Here is a 22,417-nt window from a genome sequence, read left to right as displayed (position 1 = left end):
CTTAGTCAGACGTTGGGTCGTCCAAGCTGCGCGGCTTCAGCCCGCAGAAGTTGACTCGCTTCGTATTGCGGTAAAGGAATTCTTCCCCACCTACCATCATAGGTATCATAAGTCCAAAAAGCAGTAATAATAGCTAGTATGACAAATATACCATTTAACCCATGTAAAGTTCTTAGAATTAAAGGTTGGTAAGGACGAGAAACTTTCATCAGAGATAGCTAGAATTTAATTTTTTAATCTAATTATAGTAATGATCCAATAGATGTTGACAAAAATGATGAAAAGCCCCCCTTGGTAAGGGGGGGTGGGGGGATCATTAGTGATAAATGTTGTTAACACCACTGCGGTCACTGCTATATATTGAATTAATAGAAAAAAAGCGCCCCCTAGAGGCGCTTAAAAACGTTGTTGTTGTTAATATTCTTTCGGAGGAATCTTCTCTATTTAGGTTCAGAGAATTCAGCATCGATGACATCATCGCCATCGTTAGCTGTGCCATTAGTACTAGTACTACCATCACCATTACCATCTCCCCCATCACCTGCTTCTGCACCAGCTTGCTGGTAAATATTGCTACCAATGGTGTAGAGAGCTTGTTGTAATTCAGGAAGAAGAGTTTCGATTTTATCATCATCTTCTTTGGCGATCGCTTCTTTGAGGTCTTTGATTAAACCTTCTGCCTTAGTTTTATCCTCTGATGGTACTTTATCACCGAGTTCTTCGAGTTGTTTTTCTGCTTGATAGACGAGAGAATCTGCTTGATTTTTGCGATCAATTTTCTCACGACGCTCTTTATCTGCTGTCGCGTTAGCTTCGGCTTCTTTTACCATGCGATCTACTTCATCACTAGGTAGGGTGGAGGCGCCTGTAATACTGATTGACTGTTCTTTTCCTGTTCCTTTATCTTTTGCTGTTACATTTAAAATACCGTTAGCATCGATATCAAAAGTAACTTCAATTTGAGGTACACCACGAGGGGCGGCAGGAATACCATCTAAGCGGAAAGTCCCTAAACTCTTGTTATCATTCGCCATGGATCTTTCACCCTGTAGAACTTTAATTTCTACATTGGTTTGACCATCTGCTGCTGTAGAGAATACTTCTGATTTCTTAGTTGGAATAGTAGTGTTACGAGGAATAATTGGTGTCATTACCCCACCGTAGGTTTCTACACCCAGAGATAGAGGTGTTACGTCTAGAAGCAGAATATCTTTAACTTCTCCTGCTAGTACACCTGCTTGAATAGCTGCTCCTACTGCTACCACTTCATCAGGGTTCACACTTTGGTTAGGTTCTTTGTTGAGGACGCGCTTAACTAATTCTTTAATGGCAGGAATTCTGGTAGAACCACCCACTAATACCACTTCATCAATATCACTATTGCTAATTTTAGCGTCTTTGATGGCATTTTCTACTGGTAGACGACAGCGGTCAATTAAATCAGAGCAAATTTCTTCAAATTTGGCTCTAGTCAAAGTTTGATCTAGGTGTTTAGGTCCTTCTTGAGTGGCTGTGATAAAGGGTAGGTTAATATCTGCTTGAGTTACGCTAGATAGTTCTATTTTCGCTTTTTCTGCCGCTTCAGTTAGACGTTGTAAAGCCTGTTTATCTTTACGTAATTCTATTCCTTCTACTTTTTGGAATTCTTGGGCTAGATAATCTACTATTTTCTTATCGAAGTCATCACCACCTAGGTGAGTATCTCCAGAAGTTGCTAGTACTTCAAAGACTCCATCTCCTACTTCTAGAATGGAAACGTCAAAAGTACCGCCCCCTAAGTCAAATACTAAGATAGTCTCATTACTTTTTTTATCTAAACCGTAGGCTAAGGAAGCTGCTGTAGGTTCGTTGATAATTCTCAGTACTTCGACTCCAGCTATTTTACCTGCGTCTTTAGTGGCTTGACGTTGGGAGTCATTAAAATAAGCAGGAACTGTAATTACCGCTTGGGTAACTGTTTGGCCTAAGTGGGCACTAGCATCTTCTATAAGTTTGCGAAGTACTTGGGCTGATATTTCTTCTGGTGCAAACTGTTTACCTTTTCCTGGGCAATCTATCTTAACGTTGCTATTACCATCTTTTAAGACTTTGTATGATACTTCTGTTGTTTCGTTAGTTACTTCGTTGTATTTACGACCAATAAAGCGTTTTACAGAATAAAAAGTGTTTTCTGGGTTCATTACTGCTTGACGCTTGGCAATTTGGCCCACAAGTAAATCATCATTTTTAGCATAAGCTACCACCGAAGGAGTAGTGCGGAACCCCTCTGCATTAGCAATTACTGTGGGTTTACCACCTTCCATAACTGCTACGCAAGAGTTGGTTGTTCCTAAATCTATACCTACGACTTTTCCCATATTAATTGTTTCTCCAAGTTACTAATAACTATGTTTATGATCTCAATCGCAATTTTTTAACATTGCTTTTTATCTTCTATATCTATATAGTGAGGGTAGTCTGGATTGACTTGGTAGTGTAGTTTTCCGAACCTTTTAGGACGGTTGCCGATTTTTACCTATATTTTCCTAAATATTGGCAAAAATTAGGCTTCCTATCCTTACCATGGTTGCTCCCGCCTTAATTGCTTCTTGATAGTCTCCTGACATCCCCATAGATAGTTCTGACAAGTTTAGGTGGTCCCAATTTTCTTGATTAATCTGTGAAGCTAATTTTTTAGTTGATTCAAAGGCTTCTCTTTTTTCTAATTCTGATAACCCTAAGGGCAATATGGTCATTAATCCTTTGATTTGTAAATTTTTATACTGATTAATTATACTTAGATCTGCTATTAGTTCTTCAGGACTCCAACCATACTTGTTGGGATCCGGTAACATTTTAACTTGAAGAAAAACTTGAGGAGATACAGATAATTCTTCAGCCAATTTATTTAATTTTTCCGTTAGTTTAACGCTATCTATAGAATGAATCCACTTAAATGCTAAAAGTACTTGTTTTGCTTTTCGGCTTTGTAAATGACCGATAAAGTGCCAGGTAATATCTTTTAAATGTTTTAGTTTTTCTTGTTTTACTAAAGCGTCTTGCAGACGGTTTTCGCCAAAATCTCTGATGCCTGCATTGTAAGCTTCTTCTATTCCTCTAGCGTCTGTTTGTTTACTAATCGCCACTAAACGCACATTTCCAGGAATTTCACTCTGTATCTGTTTAATTCTAGTAGAAATTGAACTCATGAAAAGGTCTTTTTATATATTGCTTGCAGTTTTTCATATTCTTGCTGTTCTCCCCCTGCCGTGCGCAACTCTCTTAAACGTCTATCTACTAGTAAACGGGCTTGGGAACGAGTTACTGGCTCAAAGTTGATGGCTTGTGTATTAATTGTTACCAAAAAAAACAGACGTTGTGCATATAGAGTAGTAAATAACTCTCGATTTTCATTCAAGTTACATACTCGATAGAGTAAACCAAAGTTGGGATGATTGAGATAAATTTCATTCGGCATTGATAGTTTAAATATTCTTATTAATTATCATAACTTAATTTTTATTCTCAATTTTGAGATAAACTAAGATTGTTTGAATTTTTTATCCTAATGTGCAACTTAGAATAACATATTTTTACACATAATTAATAAACTTTTTTAAATACTAAATTAGTACTAATATACTAAAAGAGAGAAGAGAATGAAATTTAGAATATAGAATGTAGAATGGAGAATTATTTTTAAGTATTTATACTTAGTTTAGAGAGAGATAAATCCCCTTTATCCACCGAATAAATAAGTTTTTTCCTTAGCTAATGAAAGTACATAAGTTCTGGTGCAAGATTTGAGGTAGATATCCAGTGAAGATTGTGCGATCGCCTAAAGATAAAGATTAAAATTAAAATACTAAACAAAAGGAATGAAATCAAGATGAGCGTAGAGTTTAGAGAGTTACTTAAAAAAGTGGGTAGTGGTCAACATACTCACAAAGATTTAACCCAAGCAGAAGCAGCAAAAGCGATGGAGATGATGTTAACTCAATCAGCTACTCCTGCTCAAATTGGGGCTTTTTTAATTGCTCATCGGATCAAACGTCCTACAGGTATAGAATTAGCAGGTATGCTGGATACTTATCAACAGTTAGGACCAAAACTAGCAGCCTTAGCCGATACCAAACCCCCTGTGACTGTATTAGGTGTACCCTACGATGGGAGAACTCGTACTGCACCAATTACCCCAGTTACAGCCCTAATTTTAGCATCTGCTGGTATACCTACTTTAACCCATGGTGGCGAAACCATGCCCACTAAATATGGTTTACCTTTAATCAGTATTTGGCAAGGATTGGGTTTAGACTTTACTCAATTATCCCTAACTCAAGCTCACAATCTCCTAGAAGTAAATGATTTTACCTTCGTTTATACTAAAAAACATTTTGTCTCAGCCCAAGGGTTAGTATCATATCGCGAAGAAATTGGTAAACGTCCCCCCTTAGCTACTCTAGAACTAATTTGGTCTCCTTATCTAGGCAAACAAATGCAGGTTATTGGTTATGTGCATCCGCCTACAGAGAATATGATTAAGGAAGCTTTAGCCATTCATCAGCAAGATAACTATCTTTTGGTCAAAGGTTTAGAAGGTAGTTGTGATTTACGTCTCTCTCAAACTAATATTGTCGGAGTTAAACAACCTAATGCAGATTTTAGTTATTTAAAACTTTCCCCGAGAGAATATGATTTATATCAACCAGAGGTTTCTCTAAATTCTGAAACTGAACTAATTAACCAGTTAAAAACGGTTATTGCCGGAAAAAAAGGAGAATTACATTCAAGCGCTATTTGGAATGGTGGTTTTTATCTTTGGCGTTGTGGTGTTTCTCCAGATTTAGCTAGGGGAATTGATAAGGCTGATAATTTACTTACCAGTGGACAGGTGGCGAATAAATATCAACAAATATTTACTTCTTTAAACCTCAGTAGTCATAAGGGCAAGTTTTAGTCGCAGCAAAATCTACTCATTTACCTGAAAAAATTAACGATGATAAAAACTCCAAGCCAATCAGAAACCCTGTACCTGGTAATACCAGAGGCGATTAATCTCAAAGTCAGTCAACAACAGTTTGAGGCCCTTGCCAGAGTCAACCGTGATTTAAGATTAGAAAGCACTGCTGAAGGAGAATTAATAGTGAATCCCCCCACCGGAGGTGAATCAGGTAAACGAAATCTTAAAATTAGTACTCAATTAGGTAACTGGGTAGAGGAAAATGAAGCTCTAGGAGAAGCTTTTGACTCCTCTACTGGTTTTATCCTTCCTAATGGTGCTAATCGCTCCCCTGATGCCTCCTGGCTGCGTCGAGAACGTTGGGAATCCTTAACTACTGAACAACGTAGAGGTTTTATCCCCCTTTGCCCCGATTTTGTCATCGAATTGCGTTCCCCATCCGATAGCCTGTCTAAACTACAGAACAAAATGCAGGAATACATCGTCAATGGCACTCAACTAGGTTGGCTTATCGATCCGATGAATCATCAAGTGGAGATTTATCGTCCCCAAAAAAGAGTAGAAAGATTAGATAAACCCATTGAACTAAAAGGGGAAGATTTGCTCCCTGGATTTGTCTTAAATTTAAGCAGGATCTGGTATTAAGATATCAAAATAAAGCTCTTTTCCCCCCTTTTTCAAGGGGGGCTAGGGGGGATCTAAATATCCCGACTAGATCCCCCCAAACCCCCCTTATTAAGGGGGGCTTTTCATCATAACTGTAAACATCTATTTGCGAGCTTGCTATAAAAGAACTCTATTCAACAATAATGATTCCTGAAGGAGTTTGTAGGGTGTGTTAACGAAGTGTAACGCACCATAAGTTTATGAGACGACCGAATATCCTTTAGTTTAATAAAATAATGTATAGCAATATACATTTAATCAGCAAATTCAGTAATTTTACTTAAAATTTCTCCCCCTCTCCCTGCTCCCGTGCTCCGGTGCTCCCACCTTCTCCTCACCATTTTCTTTGTCAAGAACAAAACAGTTTGTAGGGTGTGTTAACGAAGTGTAACGCACCATAAGTTTATGAGACGACCGAATATCCTTTAGTTTAATAAAATAATGTATAGCAATATACATTTAATCAGCAAATTCAGTAATTTTACTTAAAATTTCTCCCCCTCTCCCTGCTCCCTGCTCCGGTGCTCCCACCTTCTCCTCACCATTTTCTTTGTCAAGAACAAAACAGCCCTGCCCTCTCCCCTGCTCCCCTGGTGGTTAAGTAATATATAAAGATTTCCCTAAAACCTAGGAGATATAGGCGTAATTTGGTAAAATCTCAGAACAGACAAAAACCTGTAGTAAATAAGTAGGGGTAAAAGTGGAGCTTCCAGGTGGCAAAAAGGAAAACCAACAACAAAAATAACAATGGTGCAAAACTAGGCTTTGAACAAAAGCTGTGGGAAGCTGCCGATAAACTAAGGGGACATTTAGATGCAGCCGAATATAAGCACGTAGTCTTAGGGTTAATCTTCCTTAAATATATATCTGATGCCTTTGAAGAGATGTATCAAATACTCAAAAAAGGAGAAGATGAAGGTGCAGACCCAGAAGATAAAACAGAATACACCGCAGAAAATATCTTTTGGGTACCACCAAATGCCAGATGGTCAAAATTACAAGGATTAGCCAAAAGTCCAGAAATAGGAAAACGGGTAGATGAAGCCATGGAGACCATCGAAAAAGAAAACCCCTCATTAAAAGGAGTTTTACCCAAAGAATACAGTAAACCATCTTTAGATAAGCGCCTACTAGGGGAATTAATAGACCTTATTAGTACAATTGGACTAGGTACAGCCGAAAGCAAATCACAGGATATCTTAGGCAGAGTTTACGAATACTTCTTAGGAGAGTTTGCCAGCGCCGAAGGTAAAAAAGGCGGACAATTTTATACTCCTCGGTGTGTAGTAGAGTTACTAGTACAAATGTTAGAACCTTTTAAGGGAAGAGTATATGACCCCTGCTGTGGCTCTGGTGGCATGTTTGTAATGTCAGAGTCCTTTGTTCTAGCCCATGGAGGGAGAATCGGGGATATATCCATATATGGGCAAGAATCCAACCCCACCACCTGGAAGCTGTGTAAAATGAATCTAGCCATTAGAGGCATTGAAGGCAATCTAGGCAAAACAAACGGAGATACTTTCCATAATAATCAACACAAAGACTTAAAAGCCGACTATATATTGGCTAATCCTCCTTTTAATATGAGCGATTGGGGAGGAGACCGTTTAACAGAAGATATCCGGTGGCGATATGGAGTACCCCCCAAAGGTAACGCTAACTATGCTTGGATACAACATATAATTCATCATTTAGCCCCTAATGGTTTAGCAGGTTTTGTCCTAGCCAATGGCGCCATGAGTTCTAATAATGTTGGTGAAGGAGATATACGCAAAGCCTTAATTGAAGCTGACTTAGTAGATTGTATGGTGGCTTTACCAGGACAATTATTTTACAATACACAAATACCCGCCTGTTTATGGTTTTTAACTAGGAATAAACGAAATGGGAGGTTTAGAAATAGACAAAAACAGACCCTATTTATTGATGCTAGAAAGTTAGGGGGAAATCAGTATTTGAGTTTAGTATACCAGAACTCTCGGGACAAACAAAAAACTTGTTCTCATTCCTGACACTTTCAAAATACGCTTAGACTGCTTTTACGCCTAAAAGCCAGACACTTTTGTAACAACAGATTAAGATAAGTAAATATACTTATCTTAATCTTAAATAAGATTACATCACCGTTCAATCACACTGACATTGAGTTAATCTTAAAGAAAGAGAATTATTTCTAAAAAATAAATTGGAGGTAATTGCGATGAAAATTTCCTTAAAGACTCTTTCTCTCTTGACCATTGTAATTTCAAGTTTAATTTTCGAAATTGAGCCATCAAAAGCGGGCTGGGGGTTGAGTGATCTAGATCCCACCAACAGGAATGGAGGCATGCGCAGAACATTCCGTGATATAGATCCTACTACACCACCAGGTAATATGGACTCACATACAGGCCCTATGAATACCAATTCACAATATGTATATTTGACTTTAGTACCAAAAAATGAACAGACAAGCTGTGAAATTGGTTGGGATACAAACAATCTAAGAACACTACCTTCACACACCAGAATAAAATTAAGAAGAGGTACTGACATCAGATGTCATACGTCGATAGATGATAGATCGAGTACTTTACTTACTTACTTTAGGGCTGATAGCAGCGGACCATATTATTTATCGTTAGAAAGAGTTAGTTGTAATAGTTGCACATCGCGTGATTGGCGCTATGCTACTGTAGTAGTTTTTCCTGATGGACAACATTACTACACTCAGTATCATTGAAAACGATTCAATTGTAAGAGTTTTTGTCCGTTTTGTCTGTACTTAACCACCACAAGTAACTTTTCGCAAAGGTGCGAGAGTCTGAGTCTACCTTCTTCTGCCCAACGGGATAAAGTTTTAGGATGATCACCAAACTTTTCAAAGTAGAGGACACGGGTGCTGAGGTGTCGGCCTAAATATAAGGTTCGTGCAATATCGACCAATGAGCTAAAAAAGGCTCAGAAAAATAACCCGAAAACCCTATTCTTTCGTTTAACTATCATATACAACAAATTGAAATTGAATCAAAAAAGCAAAAGGTTAAAACGATTAATGGATAAAGCTTTCAGGCTTTGGCTGCCCCTGGTTGCACGAACCTTCTATTTTGGCCATCTCCACCAATAAGTCAACAATCTTTAACACGTCTTGTTTTGCCCTATTAGTCTTGTTTAGTAGTGGTGGTAAAAACTAACTCTTTATTGATATTGGCGATCGCTAGTTCTATGATTTCTGGGGCATCAAGTCCGGTGGTTTCTGTATCTAGAATCAGATAGTTATCTGGATTATTGAAGATATTGTTTACAGTTTGTTGATGACGGGTTTTCATATAGCAATTCTCATACTGGTGAGAAGGGTTATCGTGTTGAGGCACCGAGGCAGGTATTTTATGTACCTCATGAGTCTTTTGAAACGCTATGTCATATTTAAAGATTAATCTTCATGGAGTGTTTACCGACTTTTTGCGGAGTAGTTTCTTCTTGACAACAACTTGATGGTGAGTTATCCTTATTGTATACATATTAAAGGTGACTTAATTCGATTGTAGGTTGTCTTGATTGTATAGAACAGTACGTAAAGTGATTTAACAAGACGCGCTCTTGTTGAACACTGTGATTACCCGGCGAATAAAATTCCCGGTTGACGGTCACACCATCTTACTGGATGCCACTTTCTAATTTTGCATCCTAGTAAGGAACTATTGAATTACTACCCCATATTTTCTACGAATCTCAAAGGCTTTGAGCTGGTTAGTAGTGTTGTATTTGCGGACATAGGCTACTAAGTCAGCCAGTTGAAGCAATCTAGAAGCTGCCGAGTCTAGTTTTACTACTGAAGTCACACCTCTAAATGTTCCACCTTCTTTTTGAGCATTAGAAACTACTCGGTCAAATTCTGTATTTTGACATAAAGCGCTATCGTCAATTAAAACCTGGATATTATTAACCTGTTTACTTTTTAAAACTTCATTACCAAAAATCTTTATACCTGCTTTAACAGTTTCTATAAGTCCCTGTGCATATAAAATAGAGGGATTTTGTTGTTTACCTGTTACTTTTTTATTAAGAAGTACTAGATGGTCTTGTGGCGCATAGTAATAAAACCTCTCCATAAGTGTTTTTATATACTCATCCTTTAAGTCTGTGGAGTGTATTTCGTTGGCGCTAGGTTCTAGGCGATCGCTTAAACACTTATCAATTGCTCCTGCTTTATGAGCATAGCAGATTACTGCCCCAAAAAATAAATCATCTTTTCCTGCTGTACCATGTTCATCGATAAAACAAAGAATTTTCTTATTTAGTCTTGTAGTCATTAAAAAATAGGTTCAAGCGAGCGATCTCGCTGCCTTCAAAATAAACTAATCTATTATTACAATATTTGCTCTTTGCATCAATTCCTTGTTTTTCGTAAATTCTTTGGAAGGTTGCCAAAGCATTTTACCTTTGTTCTGGTGCGAGCTTTTCTAAGTTTACCAAGGTGGGCTTTATAAACTTAACTAACGGCTAAGCTCTTCTCGCTACACTCTCAAGAGAAAGTAAAGTTTTGTAAAGCTTTTGGCTGAGATATGTTGAGAAATATTGAAAGTTTGCCGGGATTAGACTCTAGTCATGGGGATAAAATGTTATCTTGATTCTAATTGAGTAAATTAAACATGATTTGACAAATAGGAGGAAACAATGAATCAAGAATTGGCAGCAAATGACCCTACCTTAATGGGACAAGAAATCAGTGAATATGTCGCTGAGTTACAAGTACACATGACCCTACACGCTCGTAACTTAGTTCCTCCTCTCCAACCAAAACCTACTCTTCCAGAAAATACATTAAAACAAAATACAGTAAAACAAAATAACGATAGTCGCCAACAATTAATTAGAGAAACTCAAGCACAATTAGAAAAACTAATTTCTCGTCAAAGATTAGATTGAACTTTTTTGGTCTAGACAATACCTTCAAGTCATAGTACAAGCATCGAATCTAAAAACACATTAAAAAAAGTCAAACAAGAATTTGCTGTCAGTGTTTAATTGTACAAAATTCAGAAATATCTCTGAATTTGTCTAAGTTTTTCAAAATGCTTACAGGGCGGTAAAAAAAATTACTTGACATATCATCATCATTTTTGAACATACCCTTTTTTAAAATATGGAACAATCTCAAAAATCAACAGTAATCATTACAGGCGCCTCTTCTGGTGTCGGTTTATACGCAGCTAAAGCCTTAGCAGCAACAGGTAAATGGCATGTAATTATGGCCTGTCGTAATTTTCTCAAGACAGAAATGGCCGCTAAATCTGTAGGGATATCACCAGAACACTATACAATTATTCATCTGGATTTAGCATCTTTTGATAGTGTCAAACAATTTGTTAATCACTTCCGCGCCACAGGTAGAACTCTTGATGCAGTAATTTGTAATGCAGCTATATACATGCCGCTGCTTAAAGAACCTTTGCGTAACTTTAACGGTTATGAACTAAGTGTAGCCACAAATCACCTAGGACATTTTCTGCTGTGTAATCTACTCTTAGAAGATTTGAAAAAATCACCAAATCCTCATCCGAGAATGGTAGTATTAGGCACAGTAACCCACAATCCCAATGAATTGGGAGGAAAAGTTCCCCCACGTCCAGATTTAGGAGACCTCCAAGGAATGGAATTAGGTTTTACTGAACCACAGTCGATGATTGATGGCAAAAAGTTTGAACCAGTAAAAGCCTATAAAGATAGTAAAGTATGTAATATACTAATGATGAGAGAGTTACACAAACGCTATCACGAGGAAACAGGAATTATTTTTAGTTCCCTATATCCAGGTTGTGTAGCCACAACAGCCTTATTCCGGGATCACTATCGTCTGTTCCAGTTTTTATTCCCAATCTTCCAAAAATATGTGACCAAAGGTTTTGTATCAGAAGAGTTAGCAGGAGAGAGGGTAGCAGAAGTAGTAAGTGAGAGTAAATACGAGAAATCAGGGGTTTACTGGAGTTGGGGAAATCGTCAGAAAAAAGATCGCGAAGCCTACATCCAAGAAGTTTCTGATGAGGCGAGTGATGATGCCAAAGCAGAAAAATTATGGGATTTGAGCGCGAAACTTGTAGGAATAGAAGCAAGTGTCAAATACCCGGCAAGTGTATCATCAAATTAACCTTTGGTTGAGTAAAAGACCATAAAATCGGGAGATCCTAACTGGTTAGCGAATCACCTGTATATCCACAGAAAGATTGAGGGTTGTCTTTGGGCGATCGCGTGTTGAGGAGCGAGCGCCTAAAGACAACCCTATCTACTCAGATCTTGCATCTTTGCCAAAAGTTGCTGGTGTAGGGGTAATGTAGAATGCGCGAATTAAGAATGTAGAATGATTTTTTAAGTATAAATACTTAATTTTTAGTTATGAAAATCTATTGAGCCATCAAATAAATAAATTTTGACCAGATAGAATAGTACTTTTGTTCTATTTGAATAAGTGAGTTTAATTAAAAAATCAATTTTGAATAAGGATTAGTTAATACAATAGTACTGGTGCAAGATCTAAGTCTACCTCATTACCGCCTGGTTCATCCTGTAAATAAGCTAACAACGCTGAAGCATAAAAACTATTGTCATAATTATACGAAAGAGGATTGATCCCAACGCCGCTCAAAGCAGTACAAAAAATGGGAAAAATTAGGAAAATCTTTAGATAAAATAAATAGATAGCGGGTTGGCCCTGATTGTCTATATAGTAGAACAAAGTCTCAAATTGTTAAACCAGCAATAATTAGAAGTCTGTTTTAAACATCAAGAGAAGAATAATGTAATATTTTCAGATTCAAGAATAACTATCAGAAAAAACCAAATGAAAATTGGCAAAATAGATAGTTGGGTAACAGAAAAACCTAAGCAGAATAGTATAACTTAATTGTTCAGGCTTTCAAAGGAAAACCAGAGGAGAAAATTAACTAGTGACTCAAAATAAAGATTACCAACCAAATATTAGGGTAGAAGACGATCGCACAGGCATGAGTTTAGAAACACTCAGTCGTGCCTTTGCCGATAATCTATTTTATATCCAAGGAACTGATAAAAGCGTAGCCACAGCTTACGATTACTACATGGCTTTATCTTATACAGTCAGAGATAGATTATTACATCGTTTTATCCGTAGTGTTCGTACCTATCAACAAGAAAATGTTAAAGTAGTCTGCTACCTATCAGCAGAATTTTTGATGGGGAGACACTTAGGTAATAACCTAGTCAATCTGGGCTTATATGACAAAATGAAGGAAGTTGTAGATAAATCACAACTAAGCTTCGAGTTAGAAGACTTACTAGAACAAGAACCAGATCCCGGCCTAGGGAATGGCGGTTTAGGACGTTTAGCCGCCTGTTTTCTCGATTCATTAGCCACTCTAGAATATCCAGCCATTGGCTATGGGATTCGCTATGAATTTGGAATCTTTTACCAAATGATCAAAGATGGTTGGCAAGTAGAAATACCCGATAACTGGCTAAGATCCGGCAACCCGTGGGAAATTGCTCGACCTGACGAAAGCGTAGAAATCAAACTCGGAGGCCATACCGAAGTTTATCACGACAAACAAGGCAAACAAAAAGTTGCTTGGATTCCTAACCGTCTAGTGGTAGCTGTACCCCATGATACTCCTGTACCAGGATATAAAACTAATACAGTTAACCCTCTACGTCTGTGGAAAGCAGAAGCATCAGAAGCCTTTAACTTCCAAGCTTTTAGCGCTGGATACTATGACCAAGCAGTTGCGGAAAAAATTAACGCTGAAACCATCTCAAAAGTACTCTATCCTAATGATAATACTCCAGCAGGAAGAGAACTACGTCTAGCCCAGCAATACTTCTTCGTTTCCGCCTCTCTCCAAGACTTAATTCGCACCCATTTGCGGAAAAATCCCAATCTCGATAACTTTAGTGACCGATTCGCCGTTCAACTCAATGACACTCATCCGGCTGTATCAATTGCAGAAATGATGCGACTACTCATTGATGAACACGGTTATGAATGGGGGAAAGCTTGGTCAATTACTCAAAAAACCTTTGCTTATACTAATCATACTCTGATGCCAGAAGCATTAGAACGGTGGTCAGTAGATTTATTTAGTAAGTTGTTACCAAGACACTTAGAGATTATTTATCACATCAATCACCTATTCCTAGAAGATGTACGCGCCTGGTTCCCTGATGAACCAGAATTAGTTGCCGGACTTTCTTTGATAGAAGAAACTGGTGAGAAAAAAGTACGTATGGCCAATTTAGCCTGTGTAGGTAGTAGCTGCATCAACGGGGTAGCAGCATTGCACACAGAATTACTCAAAAAAGACACTCTGCGGGATTTCGCGAAACTGTGGCCAGAGAAATTCTATAACAAAACCAATGGTGTGACTCCTCGCCGCTGGATTCTTCTCTCTAATCCAGAATTATCTGAACTGTTTACAGAAAAAGTCGGTGAAGGTTGGTCAAAAGACTTAGACCAGTTACGGGGTATTGAAAAATATGCAGAGGATGCAGAATTCCGCAAACGCTGGCGGGAAATTAAACTAGATAACAAACGTTCTCTAGCCAGACAAATACTCAAATATACAGATATTGAGGTTAATCTCAATTCTATGTTTGATGTCCAAGTCAAACGGATTCACGAATATAAACGCCAACATTTAGCGGTATTGAACATTATCACTCTCTATAACCGCATTAAAGCTAATCCCAATTTAGAGATTGTGCCTCGTACCTTTATCTTTAGCGGTAAAGCGGCGCCAGGTTACTTTATGGCTAAATTAATCATCAAATTGATTAATTCTGTAGCAGAAGTAGTCAATAAAGATCCTGATGTCAAAGGACGTTTGAAGGTAGTTTTCTTACCTAACTTTAATGTTTCCATCGCTGAACGAATCTACCCTGCTGCCGAACTGTCAGAACAGATTTCTACCGCAGGTAAAGAAGCCTCTGGGACTGGAAATATGAAATTTGCCATGAATGGTTCTCTAACTATTGGTACCCTCGATGGCGCTAATATTGAAATCCGTGAGGAAGTAGGTGCAGAAAACTTCTTTTTATTCGGATTGACAGCAGAAGAAGTGTATAAAATGAAGGGCGAAGGTTATGATCCGGGTAAATATTATCGTGAAAACTCGGAACTCAAGGAAGTGATAGACCGCCTCTCGGCAGGAGATTTCTCTAAGGGAGATCGCAATCTATTTGAGCCGATTATCTCATCTTTACTTCATCAAGACCAATGGATGCTGTTAGCTGACTACCAAGCTTATGTGGATTGTCAAGACCGAGTTAGTACAGCTTATTTAGATCAGGAACAATGGACTAAAATGTCTATTATTAACAGTGCCCGCATGGGTAAATTCTCTTCAGATCGCACTATTCACGAATATGCAAAAGAGATTTGGAAGGTTAAACCAACTAAAATCACTCTACCTGAATATGACCAAAATAACGCTGGCCTCAGCTAGTTTTTAATGGTATTAATAGCAGTCCAGTTTTATTTAAGCTGGACTGTTTTTTTGCTTTTGATTTTTGACTCTAAAAATTTTGATCATGAATGTTCCTCAATTTGTTTTAGCTTCAGCTTCTGTTGCCCGTCGTAAATTACTATTAACCGCAGGCATTGAACCCATTATCTATAAGAGTAATTTTGATGAATCTCAAGTACAAATTTCTCATCCTATTAAATTAGTAGAAACTCTCGCTTTGAGTAAAGCACAAGTGGTGGCCAAGCAATTCAAGAATGCTTTAATTTTAGGATGTGATTCTGTTTTATTTCTCGATGGACAAATTTATGGCAAACCCAAAGATGTTCCAGAAGCGATCGCCCGTTGGCAAAAAATGCGGGGTAACCAGGGTACTCTCTACACTGGTCATGCTTTAATAGATTTAACTCAAAATCGCGAGTTAATTGATTGTGGTGTTACTCAAGTCTATTTTGCTGATGTCAACTATCGCACTATTGAAGCTTATGTTAATTCTGGAGAACCACTTAATTGTGCTGGTTCTTTTGCCTTAGAGGGAAAAGGTGGTTTACTCGTAGACAGAATTGAAGGATGTCATAGTAACATTATTGGTTTAAGTTTACCTTTGTTAAGACAGATGCTTTCTCAACTCGGTTATGAAATTAGTAGTTTTTGGAGAATAACTTAAACTACTCAGCAATCAGAGATTAATTTCCGGGCAATTAGGCAATTTTGCTGGGAATCTAAACCTTGATAATCTAATTCATCGGAGAGTTTATAGATAAAGTATAGTCCCCGTCCTTCTTCTTTTTCTAGTGAATGTCTAGTTTTTTTCTCGTTTTCTAGATATTTGTTTAAATCAAAAGGTTTCCCCCAATCCAATGTCATAATCTCTATATAGTGATGATAAAGATTGATTTTTATTTCTATCGGGGTTGTGACAGGTAACTCTTTATGGGCATGGCGAACTACATTAGTGAAAGCTTCTACAGCTATTACCTGACATTGCCAGTAAATTTTTGCCGGAATTAGAGACTGTATGGTATTCTCTAGCCACTGGAGAACATTACTGGTTTGAGTTAATTCAGTAGTTAATAGAAGCTGCCACTGTTTGATTACAGGCTCTTTCCCTTTATATATAATTTTTTTTTGTCTAGTATGCGCCACTATTCTTATTAAATAAAATGATCACTGTTTGTAAAATCAACTGGAAGTCATACTTAAGACTCCAGTTACGTTGGTAATTCAAGTCTAACTCGATTACTTCTTCAAAAGTGCGTATTTTTGAACGTCCTTTTACCTGCCATTCTCCTGTCATCCCTGGTTTCACATTCAGTCTTTGCCATTCTGGAACTTCATATAACTCTACTTCATCAGGAGTTGGTGGTCTAGTTCCTACTAAACTCATTTCTCCTTTGAGGACATTCCAAAATTGGGGTACTTCATCTAGGCTTGTTTTCCGAAGAAATTTCCCTACTTTAGTTATACGTGGATCATCCTCGTTTTTATACATTTTAGCACTGTTAAGTACATTGATACCTAGTAGCTGAGATTTTTGTTGTTCTGCATCGCTAACCATTGAGCGAAATTTCCAGATCCGAAATTTTTTTCCTAACCAGCCACAGCGAATCTGACTGAAAAAAATTGGACCTGGACTAGTGGCTTTAATAGCGATCGCGATTGGTATAAAAATTATTCCTGTTATTAACAATCCTATTATGCTTCCTATTATATCAATTCCTCGTTTAATCCATGAGCGCACCGATGGATGAGTTTCTGGTAATTGTTGATTTTTATTTAATTCCTCTATTTCTTGTTTATTTTTTATGGTTAAAATTTGATCTAAGCCACTAATTGACAGAATTCCTAGCACCGAAGAATTAACATTAGTCATAGTAAGATTAATATCTTTCATTTTTGTGGTTTTAAGTATATGTACCAAGGCACCAATCCCACTACTATCTATAAAGGTAGTTTCTTGACAATCTAGAATAATTGTGTCACTTTCAGTAGATTCTAAGATTTCATCACAAGTTTTTTTAAAATCTATTGCTTCTACTACAGTTAAACGTATTGGTAACTCGATGATATTGTTTGTGTTAGAGTAATTCACTTGTATCTCTAGTGGATTTATATGGCTATTCATGATCTTATGAGCTTTTTATAATTTATTCTGGACTAACATTTAGATTAACTCATTTTTTTCTATACGTAGGAGTAAATATACTCCTTTTTTGGCAATTACCCTTTCAGAAGTTATGGCAATTTCATATTCTTCTAAGCGTTTTTGCCGCGCAATCATTAATACTGTATCATTATTATTAGATTCTTTCAAAGATGCTTTTATGTAATTTTCAAACTTACTTTCTACTCGAAAGAAGTTAATATGAGTTTTAGAGTAAAAAACCAAACTAGGCTTTTCAAAGCCAATCATTACCATCTCTTCTTGAGGCTGTTTAATTTCCCTTGCCATTATTGCTAATTCTCTTAGGGGTAACTGACGTACTTGGTCTATCAAGAAAATTGCTGGTGTCATCACAAATAAGAAACACAGTAAAAAACCACCTAAGTTAACCCAAATAATCCAACGCCAATATTTTTGTTTCCAGACAACAATAGCGATGACTAAGGCAGTTATTCCCCAAATAATTGCTCCTCTGACTGGTAAACCGGAGTTGGCTATCTTCCCAGGCAAATCCACTACGGCGGGATCTTCTCCAATTACCTGAGGACTATAAAAAAAGAATACCGCTAAAACCACCAAAAACAAAATATTAACTAAAATACTAATTAATAAAAACTTATTTGGTTTTATTTCTTGCCAATACAGTGTTACTAAAATAGCCGCTGCGGGAATCAAGGGCAAAATGTAACTAGGTAATTTAGTCACAGCAATACTAAAAAACAAAAAGATTGTCACTAACCAAAAAAAGGCAAAAATTCCTAAATGTTCTTTTCTTGGTTGTCTCCTCCAAAAGTGACGACGCCAAAATTGAGTTTTACCTATTGCTTGGGGTAAATAGAGAGACCAGGGGATAAATAGTACCAAAAGAATCAGAAAATAAAAATACCAGGGAGCTGAGTGCTTATTAACTACGCTTGTAAATCTTTCGAGATTGTGATAACCAAAAAAGCTGTCAATGTATTCTTGGCCATTGCGTATAGTAACTAAAATATACCAAGGGATACTCAAGGCTAGGAAAATTACCCCACCCCAAACTATACCCATTTGTTGAATAACGGTTTTAAACTCTCCCAGGTAAATCAAAAAAGCCAGAATAATTAATCCCGGTAAAACTACTCCCACGGGACCTTTAGTTAAAACTGCTAATGCTAGTAAGATATAAAAGGCTAAATACCAAGGTGAGGGGAACTGCCAGAGGTTTTGTGGTCGTTTTTCTTGAGTATAGCCCCAAAAAAAGCAAAATAAGGCGCAACCCATACAACCACTCAATAGCATATCTGATACACCTGTACGGGCCCAAATCAGGGTTTGTAGGTTAAAACTAACGATAAAAGGGAGAATCCAAGGTCGCTTTTGACGAAAATGAGATACAGTAAAAAAGCTAAAAAAAGTTAAGGCTATAGCCCCCACTGCTGAGGGTAATCTTACTGCCCATTCATTTACCCCAATTAGTTTATAGGCGATCGCCATCCCCCAATATACTAGGGGTGGTTTATCAAATCTTGTAACCTCATTATAATAAGGTGTTATCCAATCCCCGGTAACTGTCATAATGCGTGCCGCTTCTGCAAACAGAGGTTCAGTTTCATCAATTAAACCAGTATTGCCTAGGTTAAAAATAAAAGCAATAAAAACAACAACGCTACACCAAAAGATTGAAGTTATCAAAGCAAACTGCCGAGATTTACTCATCTAAAATTTCTATGACCCCACTATATCCATTTATGCGTACCCGCTGACCATCTTTGAGTAAGGAGGTAGCATTTTGCACATCCATGATAGCGGGTATACCATATTCTCTAGCAATAATAGCACCATGGGATAAACGTCCTCCCACCTCAGAGATAATTCCTCCCGCGCGGACTAAAAAAGGACTCCAGCCGGAGTCTGTATAAGGAACTACCAAAATTTCCTCACTATTAATTTCTTGTTGATTGCTAAAGTTTTCAATGATTTTAATAAATCCGGTTTTTTCTCCCACACTAGCGCCAATTCCGGTAAGTTTTCCCTGAGTATTTATAGCATTATCAGGGGTATTAGTTATTTCTGGGTTATCCCCATATACAACATAGGGGGGATTAGTGATAGTTTTGAAGGTTTGCCAATCTGATTGACGTTTTTCAATGATTGGGGAGAGACTTTCAGTCATTTCCCCAGCCACAATTTGCTTAATTTCAAGATACTTTAACCAAAAGATATCTGTTGGAGAGGCAAGTAAACCTGATGTTTGCCAAACTGTAGCTAAATCAAGAAAACTCCAACGTAAATAAGCTAAAAGCTGTGAATAAACGGTAGTAACTTCACCTTTGAGAGTGAGTCTTTTTTGCACTATTTTCGTGGTGAAATTTTGCTGAGTGTTATTGCTTGATTTCTCCGGTAAAGGATTGTTAAACAAAGAAAAGAAAATATCTTTTACCATTTCCCGATTATCTCCCCAGCGGGGTATAGCAATATTAGTAGCCGCCTCACTCAGATATTGAAAAGATAGTAATAACTCTTCAAATTCCTCTAGGATTTCTTTTCCTGTATCTGTTTGTTGCAGTTGTTGCCATAATTCTTGTTTACTGGTTTGGGGTGGTAGCAATTTAGCTGTTTTTGCCGCTAATTTTGAGAGGGATACCATGGAGGCGACTTCTGGAGTTACAGTATTATCTAGATGACTATCATCAACCTTGAGAATGGCTTTACGTATTGCTAAACTCAAAGGCGCGAGAATACTATAGTAGGTTGCTGTTTGCAAAAGTTGTAGAATGGTCTCAATTCTAGTAATGATTGCTTGAGGCGATCGCTCAAGATTATTTTCAGCTAAGGTGGTAAGATTTGCTTGTAAAATCTCTTGATTGTCTTTTTCCCAATCTTTAAGCAAATTTATCTCTCTTTTCAGTAGGCGCCACAAACCAGGAATATTACTCAAGGTAGAGAGTAGAGGTGGTTTACTCATTTTTGCGCCTCTGGTGAGAAATTCCAAACTTTCTGGTGGTAAACCCATACGGAGGAAAATATCCCCTAACAGGGTAGCATTAAAATAGGCGAATCCCTGGTGTAAGGTAGCTGTGGCGGTAAAGTCTAAACCAGTAGCGCGATTTCCCAATACTATAGTAAAAATCTCTCCCCACACTCCACAAGTCAAAGGCCGATTTATTGACCAAGTTAAAGGCTTAATTAACCCGGGAATAACTTCTGCGGCTATTTTTCTAGTCCACAGAGGTTGTAGATTGGTAATTGGTCGCGTTTGCAGTAACCACAATTTTTGACCATCGTATGTCCATTCAATATCTTGGGGTATACCATGGAATTTGCCTTCGATTTCTCTAGCTATTGCTGCTACTGTTTCGATTACTGTTTCTCTTGCTTGTGGAGTAACTCGATAGGATTTTGGAGTTATTTTTCCCGATACAACTTGATTAGCATTCCCCTCTACTGCTTCTATTAAGACTTCTGGGGCGCTTGGTGTCAAGGGGTCCCGACTAAAGGCTACTCCAGATAGTTGTCCGGTGATTTGTTTTTGCACAATTACCGCCATTTTACCCTCTACTTGTTGTCTATCTTGGCGATACTTTTTAGCGCCAGGGTTATTATAGGCTTGACGACAATCTTGAATTGCTTGTATCAGGGCTTCGGCACTGGTAACATTGAGTATAGTAGTGTATTGTCCGGCAGCAGAACTTAGTTCTGAATCTTCTCCTATAGCCGAAGAACGAACCACCACCGGATATTCAATTAATGGTGGTAGATATTCTTGGACATCGGTTAGTTCTGTTTCTGGTGGTATAATCCATCCTTTGGGTACAGAATAACCCCAATTGTGTAATTTAGTCAGATTTGCCGCTTTTCCCCCTACTTGGTTAGGGTTGTTTGGTTTAGTTAGAGGGATTATTGGAGATTTACCACGTAGGAAGCGAAACATAGTTAAGGATGATTGGTTATTTGGTTTTATAGCTAAGTCATCGGGTATGATTTGATATATTCCTGCTAGGACACAGGATAATCCTATAGTAGCTATAACTATACCTGGTTGCTGCCAGTGACGTATAGCAATGACTATGGATATAATTACTAAGGCTAAATATTTTACTATTTGTCTTTGACGCCAAAGGCTAAATATTATGGTAGTTAACCCTAGAGAAATTAAAGCTGCCATGCCATCATAGGTTATCATTCCCCAAAAGGCGTTAGTTGTCCCAGCGCCACTGCTAACGGTATAGCGACCGATTACTAAGGCGATAATCGCGATAATTTGCCATACTGCTGTTTCTGGGAATATCTCCCTTGCTAATAAAACTACGGCTATGCCTTTTGCTGCTTCTGATAGTACCGCTAATATTCCTATTTTGGTACCACTTTGGGTAAATGCTGCTGATACGGATATATTGCCTGTACCTACTTCCTGGAGATTTTTTCCAGTAAATATGTAGTTAATCCAGTTAATTAGGGGTAGGGCCCCGATTAAGAAACTACTGCTTATAATTATTATAGATAGTAATATCTGCATTTTTAGGTTAATCAATAAATTTTTCTTGTTAAAGTTAAAATCTTTTTACTAAATAAATACCCAAAAAAGTCAAAGAAAATCCCCATAAAATACTCATTAAAGTATAAACTACTGAAATGAGATATTCAGAATCTTTGACTAATAAATTATTTTCTAAAGAAAATGAAGAAAAAGTAGTAAAACCACCACAAAAACCAGTAATTAAGAGTAAGGAGAAAAAAGGATTAAGAGAATTTTTGTTTAATATCCCCGCTAGAATACCGATAAGCAAACATCCAATAAGATTGACTGTAAATGTGCCCCAAGGGAAAACACTTTCTATTTTTCTAGTAATCAGGAGACTAAGTGTGTACCGTCCAAGACTGCCTAGTCCTCCGCCAAGAAACACTGTTAATAATTGCCAGATTTTCATAAAGAGATCGTGATTTTTGGTTAAAGTGTATCTTATCAAAAAAATCTGCTATTTTCTACACTAATTACTTCAAAACTTCAAAACTTCAAAACTTATTACTTTAAGACTTCAAGAGTTCAAGACTCATTACTCATCCACCAGTAACTTTGGGTAAAGATGCGAGGGTCTGAGTCAACCACACTCCCAAGTTCGTAGTACCTTAGAACTTGCATCTTTATTTATAGCATTTTTCGGACTCATGAGGTTGTACCTAACTCTCTTGCCTCCGTGCCTC

At 37.6% G+C, this 22,417-nt stretch carries 17 protein-coding genes and 1 pseudogene; 7 read left to right on the top strand and 11 right to left on the bottom strand.

All coding sequences use genetic code 11. The annotated features are described in order from the left end of the window. Positions 1-62: 62 nt before the first annotated feature. The 4 genes and pseudogenes from MW688_RS07460 to pipX all read right to left on the bottom strand — a co-directional run. Positions 63-209, bottom strand: a pseudogene (locus MW688_RS07460) (cytochrome b/b6 domain-containing protein); the annotation flags it as partial. Between the two features lie 231 nt (positions 210-440). Continuing rightward, the gene (gene dnaK, locus MW688_RS07455) at positions 441-2,357 is read right to left on the bottom strand and encodes a molecular chaperone DnaK (protein WP_486735316.1); all 1,917 of its coding nucleotides are present in this window, start codon (positions 2,355-2,357) and stop codon (positions 441-443) included. Positions 2,358-2,525: 168 nt separating this feature from the next. Next, positions 2,526-3,188, bottom strand: a complete 663-nt coding sequence (locus tag MW688_RS07450) for a YggS family pyridoxal phosphate-dependent enzyme (protein WP_486735315.1) — start codon at positions 3,186-3,188, stop codon at positions 2,526-2,528. Continuing rightward, complete coding sequence (gene pipX / locus MW688_RS07445) at positions 3,185-3,457, bottom strand: transcriptional coactivator PipX (RefSeq protein WP_486735314.1); 273 nt, start codon at positions 3,455-3,457, stop codon at positions 3,185-3,187. Before pipX ends, MW688_RS07450 begins: the two co-directional genes overlap by 4 nt. A gap of 411 nt (positions 3,458-3,868) precedes the next feature. Between pipX and MW688_RS07440 the strand changes: the two genes are divergently transcribed. From MW688_RS07440 to MW688_RS07430, 3 genes are all read left to right on the top strand, one after another. Further along, positions 3,869-4,936 carry an anthranilate phosphoribosyltransferase family protein gene (locus tag MW688_RS07440; RefSeq protein ID WP_486735313.1) on the top strand — a complete coding sequence of 356 codons (1,068 nt, stop codon included), beginning with the start codon at positions 3,869-3,871 and terminating at the stop codon, positions 4,934-4,936. A 39-nt stretch (positions 4,937-4,975) separates the two neighbouring features. After that, a complete protein-coding gene (locus MW688_RS07435; protein WP_486735312.1) occupies positions 4,976-5,584 on the top strand; it encodes a Uma2 family endonuclease in 609 nt (202 codons plus the stop codon). A gap of 734 nt (positions 5,585-6,318) precedes the next feature. Next, positions 6,319-7,617 carry a type I restriction-modification system subunit M gene (locus tag MW688_RS07430; RefSeq protein ID WP_486735311.1) on the top strand — a complete coding sequence of 433 codons (1,299 nt, stop codon included), beginning with the start codon at positions 6,319-6,321 and terminating at the stop codon, positions 7,615-7,617. Between the two features lie 1,128 nt (positions 7,618-8,745). Here the strand turns inward: MW688_RS07430 and MW688_RS07425 are convergent. Next, positions 8,746-8,913: a hypothetical protein gene (locus MW688_RS07425; RefSeq protein ID WP_486735310.1), complete on the bottom strand. Its 168-nt coding sequence runs from the start codon at positions 8,911-8,913 to the stop codon at positions 8,746-8,748. A 369-nt stretch (positions 8,914-9,282) separates the two neighbouring features. Continuing rightward, positions 9,283-9,897 (bottom strand): DUF3800 domain-containing protein, encoded by a 615-nt coding sequence (locus tag MW688_RS07420; protein WP_486735309.1) that lies wholly within the window; start codon positions 9,895-9,897, stop codon positions 9,283-9,285. Between the two features lie 364 nt (positions 9,898-10,261). Between MW688_RS07420 and MW688_RS07415 the strand changes: the two genes are divergently transcribed. From MW688_RS07415 to MW688_RS07400, 4 genes are all read left to right on the top strand, one after another. Continuing rightward, a complete protein-coding gene (locus tag MW688_RS07415) occupies positions 10,262-10,513 on the top strand; it encodes a hypothetical protein (protein ID WP_486735308.1) in 252 nt (83 codons plus the stop codon). A 217-nt stretch (positions 10,514-10,730) separates the two neighbouring features. After that, on the top strand, positions 10,731-11,732 hold the full coding sequence (locus MW688_RS07410; RefSeq protein ID WP_486735307.1) for a protochlorophyllide reductase: 1,002 nt from the start codon (positions 10,731-10,733) through the stop codon (positions 11,730-11,732). 853 nt (positions 11,733-12,585) lie between these two features. Beyond that, positions 12,586-15,057 (top strand): glycogen/starch/alpha-glucan phosphorylase, encoded by a 2,472-nt coding sequence (locus tag MW688_RS07405; protein ID WP_486735317.1) that lies wholly within the window; start codon positions 12,586-12,588, stop codon positions 15,055-15,057. Positions 15,058-15,142: 85 nt separating this feature from the next. After that, positions 15,143-15,742, top strand: coding sequence for a Maf family protein (locus MW688_RS07400; RefSeq protein WP_486735306.1), 600 nt, complete (start codon positions 15,143-15,145; stop codon positions 15,740-15,742). Between the two features lie 5 nt (positions 15,743-15,747). On the opposite strand, the gene MW688_RS07395 is transcribed toward MW688_RS07400, so the two are convergent. The 5 genes from MW688_RS07395 to crcB are packed head-to-tail and all read right to left on the bottom strand — an operon-like array spanning position 15,748 to position 22,143. Beyond that, the gene (locus MW688_RS07395) at positions 15,748-16,221 is read right to left on the bottom strand and encodes an ATP-binding protein (protein ID WP_486735305.1); all 474 of its coding nucleotides are present in this window, start codon (positions 16,219-16,221) and stop codon (positions 15,748-15,750) included. Further along, a complete protein-coding gene (locus tag MW688_RS07390) occupies positions 16,208-17,200 on the bottom strand; it encodes an anti-sigma factor antagonist (protein ID WP_486735304.1) in 993 nt (330 codons plus the stop codon). The genes MW688_RS07395 and MW688_RS07390 overlap by 14 nt, the downstream gene beginning before the upstream one ends. 39 nt (positions 17,201-17,239) lie before the next feature. Further along, a complete protein-coding gene (locus tag MW688_RS07385) occupies positions 17,240-18,931 on the bottom strand; it encodes an ArnT family glycosyltransferase (protein ID WP_486735303.1) in 1,692 nt (563 codons plus the stop codon). Further along, entirely contained in the window at positions 18,924-21,731 is a 2,808-nt protein-coding gene (locus MW688_RS07380) for a glycerol-3-phosphate acyltransferase (protein ID WP_486735302.1), read from the bottom strand. The genes MW688_RS07385 and MW688_RS07380 overlap by 8 nt, the downstream gene beginning before the upstream one ends. Before the next feature lie 34 nt (positions 21,732-21,765). Continuing rightward, the gene (gene crcB / locus MW688_RS07375; protein WP_486735301.1) at positions 21,766-22,143 is read right to left on the bottom strand and encodes a fluoride efflux transporter CrcB; all 378 of its coding nucleotides are present in this window, start codon (positions 22,141-22,143) and stop codon (positions 21,766-21,768) included. Positions 22,144-22,417 lie beyond the last annotated feature (274 nt).

This window comes from Johannesbaptistia floridana (genome assembly GCF_057440575.1).
The sequence above is the reverse complement of the archived record's forward strand: the minus strand, read 5'-3'. Positions and strand labels throughout refer to the sequence as shown.

What these genes read in the sequence shown, in the direction of transcription:
- MW688_RS07425 (WP_486735310.1), bottom strand. Translation starts at nt 8,913, where the DNA reads ATGAAAACCCGTCATCAACAAACTGTAAACAATATCTTCAATAATCCA.
- MW688_RS07385 (WP_486735303.1), bottom strand. Translation starts at nt 18,931, where the DNA reads ATGAGTAAATCTCGGCAGTTTGCTTTGATAACTTCAATCTTTTGGTGT.
- crcB (WP_486735301.1), bottom strand. Translation starts at nt 22,143, where the DNA reads ATGAAAATCTGGCAATTATTAACAGTGTTTCTTGGCGGAGGACTAGGC.
- MW688_RS07400 (WP_486735306.1), top strand. Translation starts at nt 15,143, where the DNA reads ATGAATGTTCCTCAATTTGTTTTAGCTTCAGCTTCTGTTGCCCGTCGT.
- MW688_RS07405 (WP_486735317.1), top strand. Translation starts at nt 12,586, where the DNA reads ATGAGTTTAGAAACACTCAGTCGTGCCTTTGCCGATAATCTATTTTAT.
- MW688_RS07390 (WP_486735304.1), bottom strand. Translation starts at nt 17,200, where the DNA reads ATGAATAGCCATATAAATCCACTAGAGATACAAGTGAATTACTCTAAC.
- dnaK (WP_486735316.1), bottom strand. Translation starts at nt 2,357, where the DNA reads ATGGGAAAAGTCGTAGGTATAGATTTAGGAACAACCAACTCTTGCGTA.
- pipX (WP_486735314.1), bottom strand. Translation starts at nt 3,457, where the DNA reads ATGCCGAATGAAATTTATCTCAATCATCCCAACTTTGGTTTACTCTAT.
- MW688_RS07415 (WP_486735308.1), top strand. Translation starts at nt 10,262, where the DNA reads ATGAATCAAGAATTGGCAGCAAATGACCCTACCTTAATGGGACAAGAA.
- MW688_RS07440 (WP_486735313.1), top strand. Translation starts at nt 3,869, where the DNA reads ATGAGCGTAGAGTTTAGAGAGTTACTTAAAAAAGTGGGTAGTGGTCAA.
- MW688_RS07380 (WP_486735302.1), bottom strand. Translation starts at nt 21,731, where the DNA reads ATGCAGATATTACTATCTATAATAATTATAAGCAGTAGTTTCTTAATC.
- MW688_RS07410 (WP_486735307.1), top strand. Translation starts at nt 10,731, where the DNA reads ATGGAACAATCTCAAAAATCAACAGTAATCATTACAGGCGCCTCTTCT.
- MW688_RS07450 (WP_486735315.1), bottom strand. Translation starts at nt 3,188, where the DNA reads ATGAGTTCAATTTCTACTAGAATTAAACAGATACAGAGTGAAATTCCT.
- MW688_RS07420 (WP_486735309.1), bottom strand. Translation starts at nt 9,897, where the DNA reads ATGACTACAAGACTAAATAAGAAAATTCTTTGTTTTATCGATGAACAT.
- MW688_RS07435 (WP_486735312.1), top strand. Translation starts at nt 4,976, where the DNA reads ATGATAAAAACTCCAAGCCAATCAGAAACCCTGTACCTGGTAATACCA.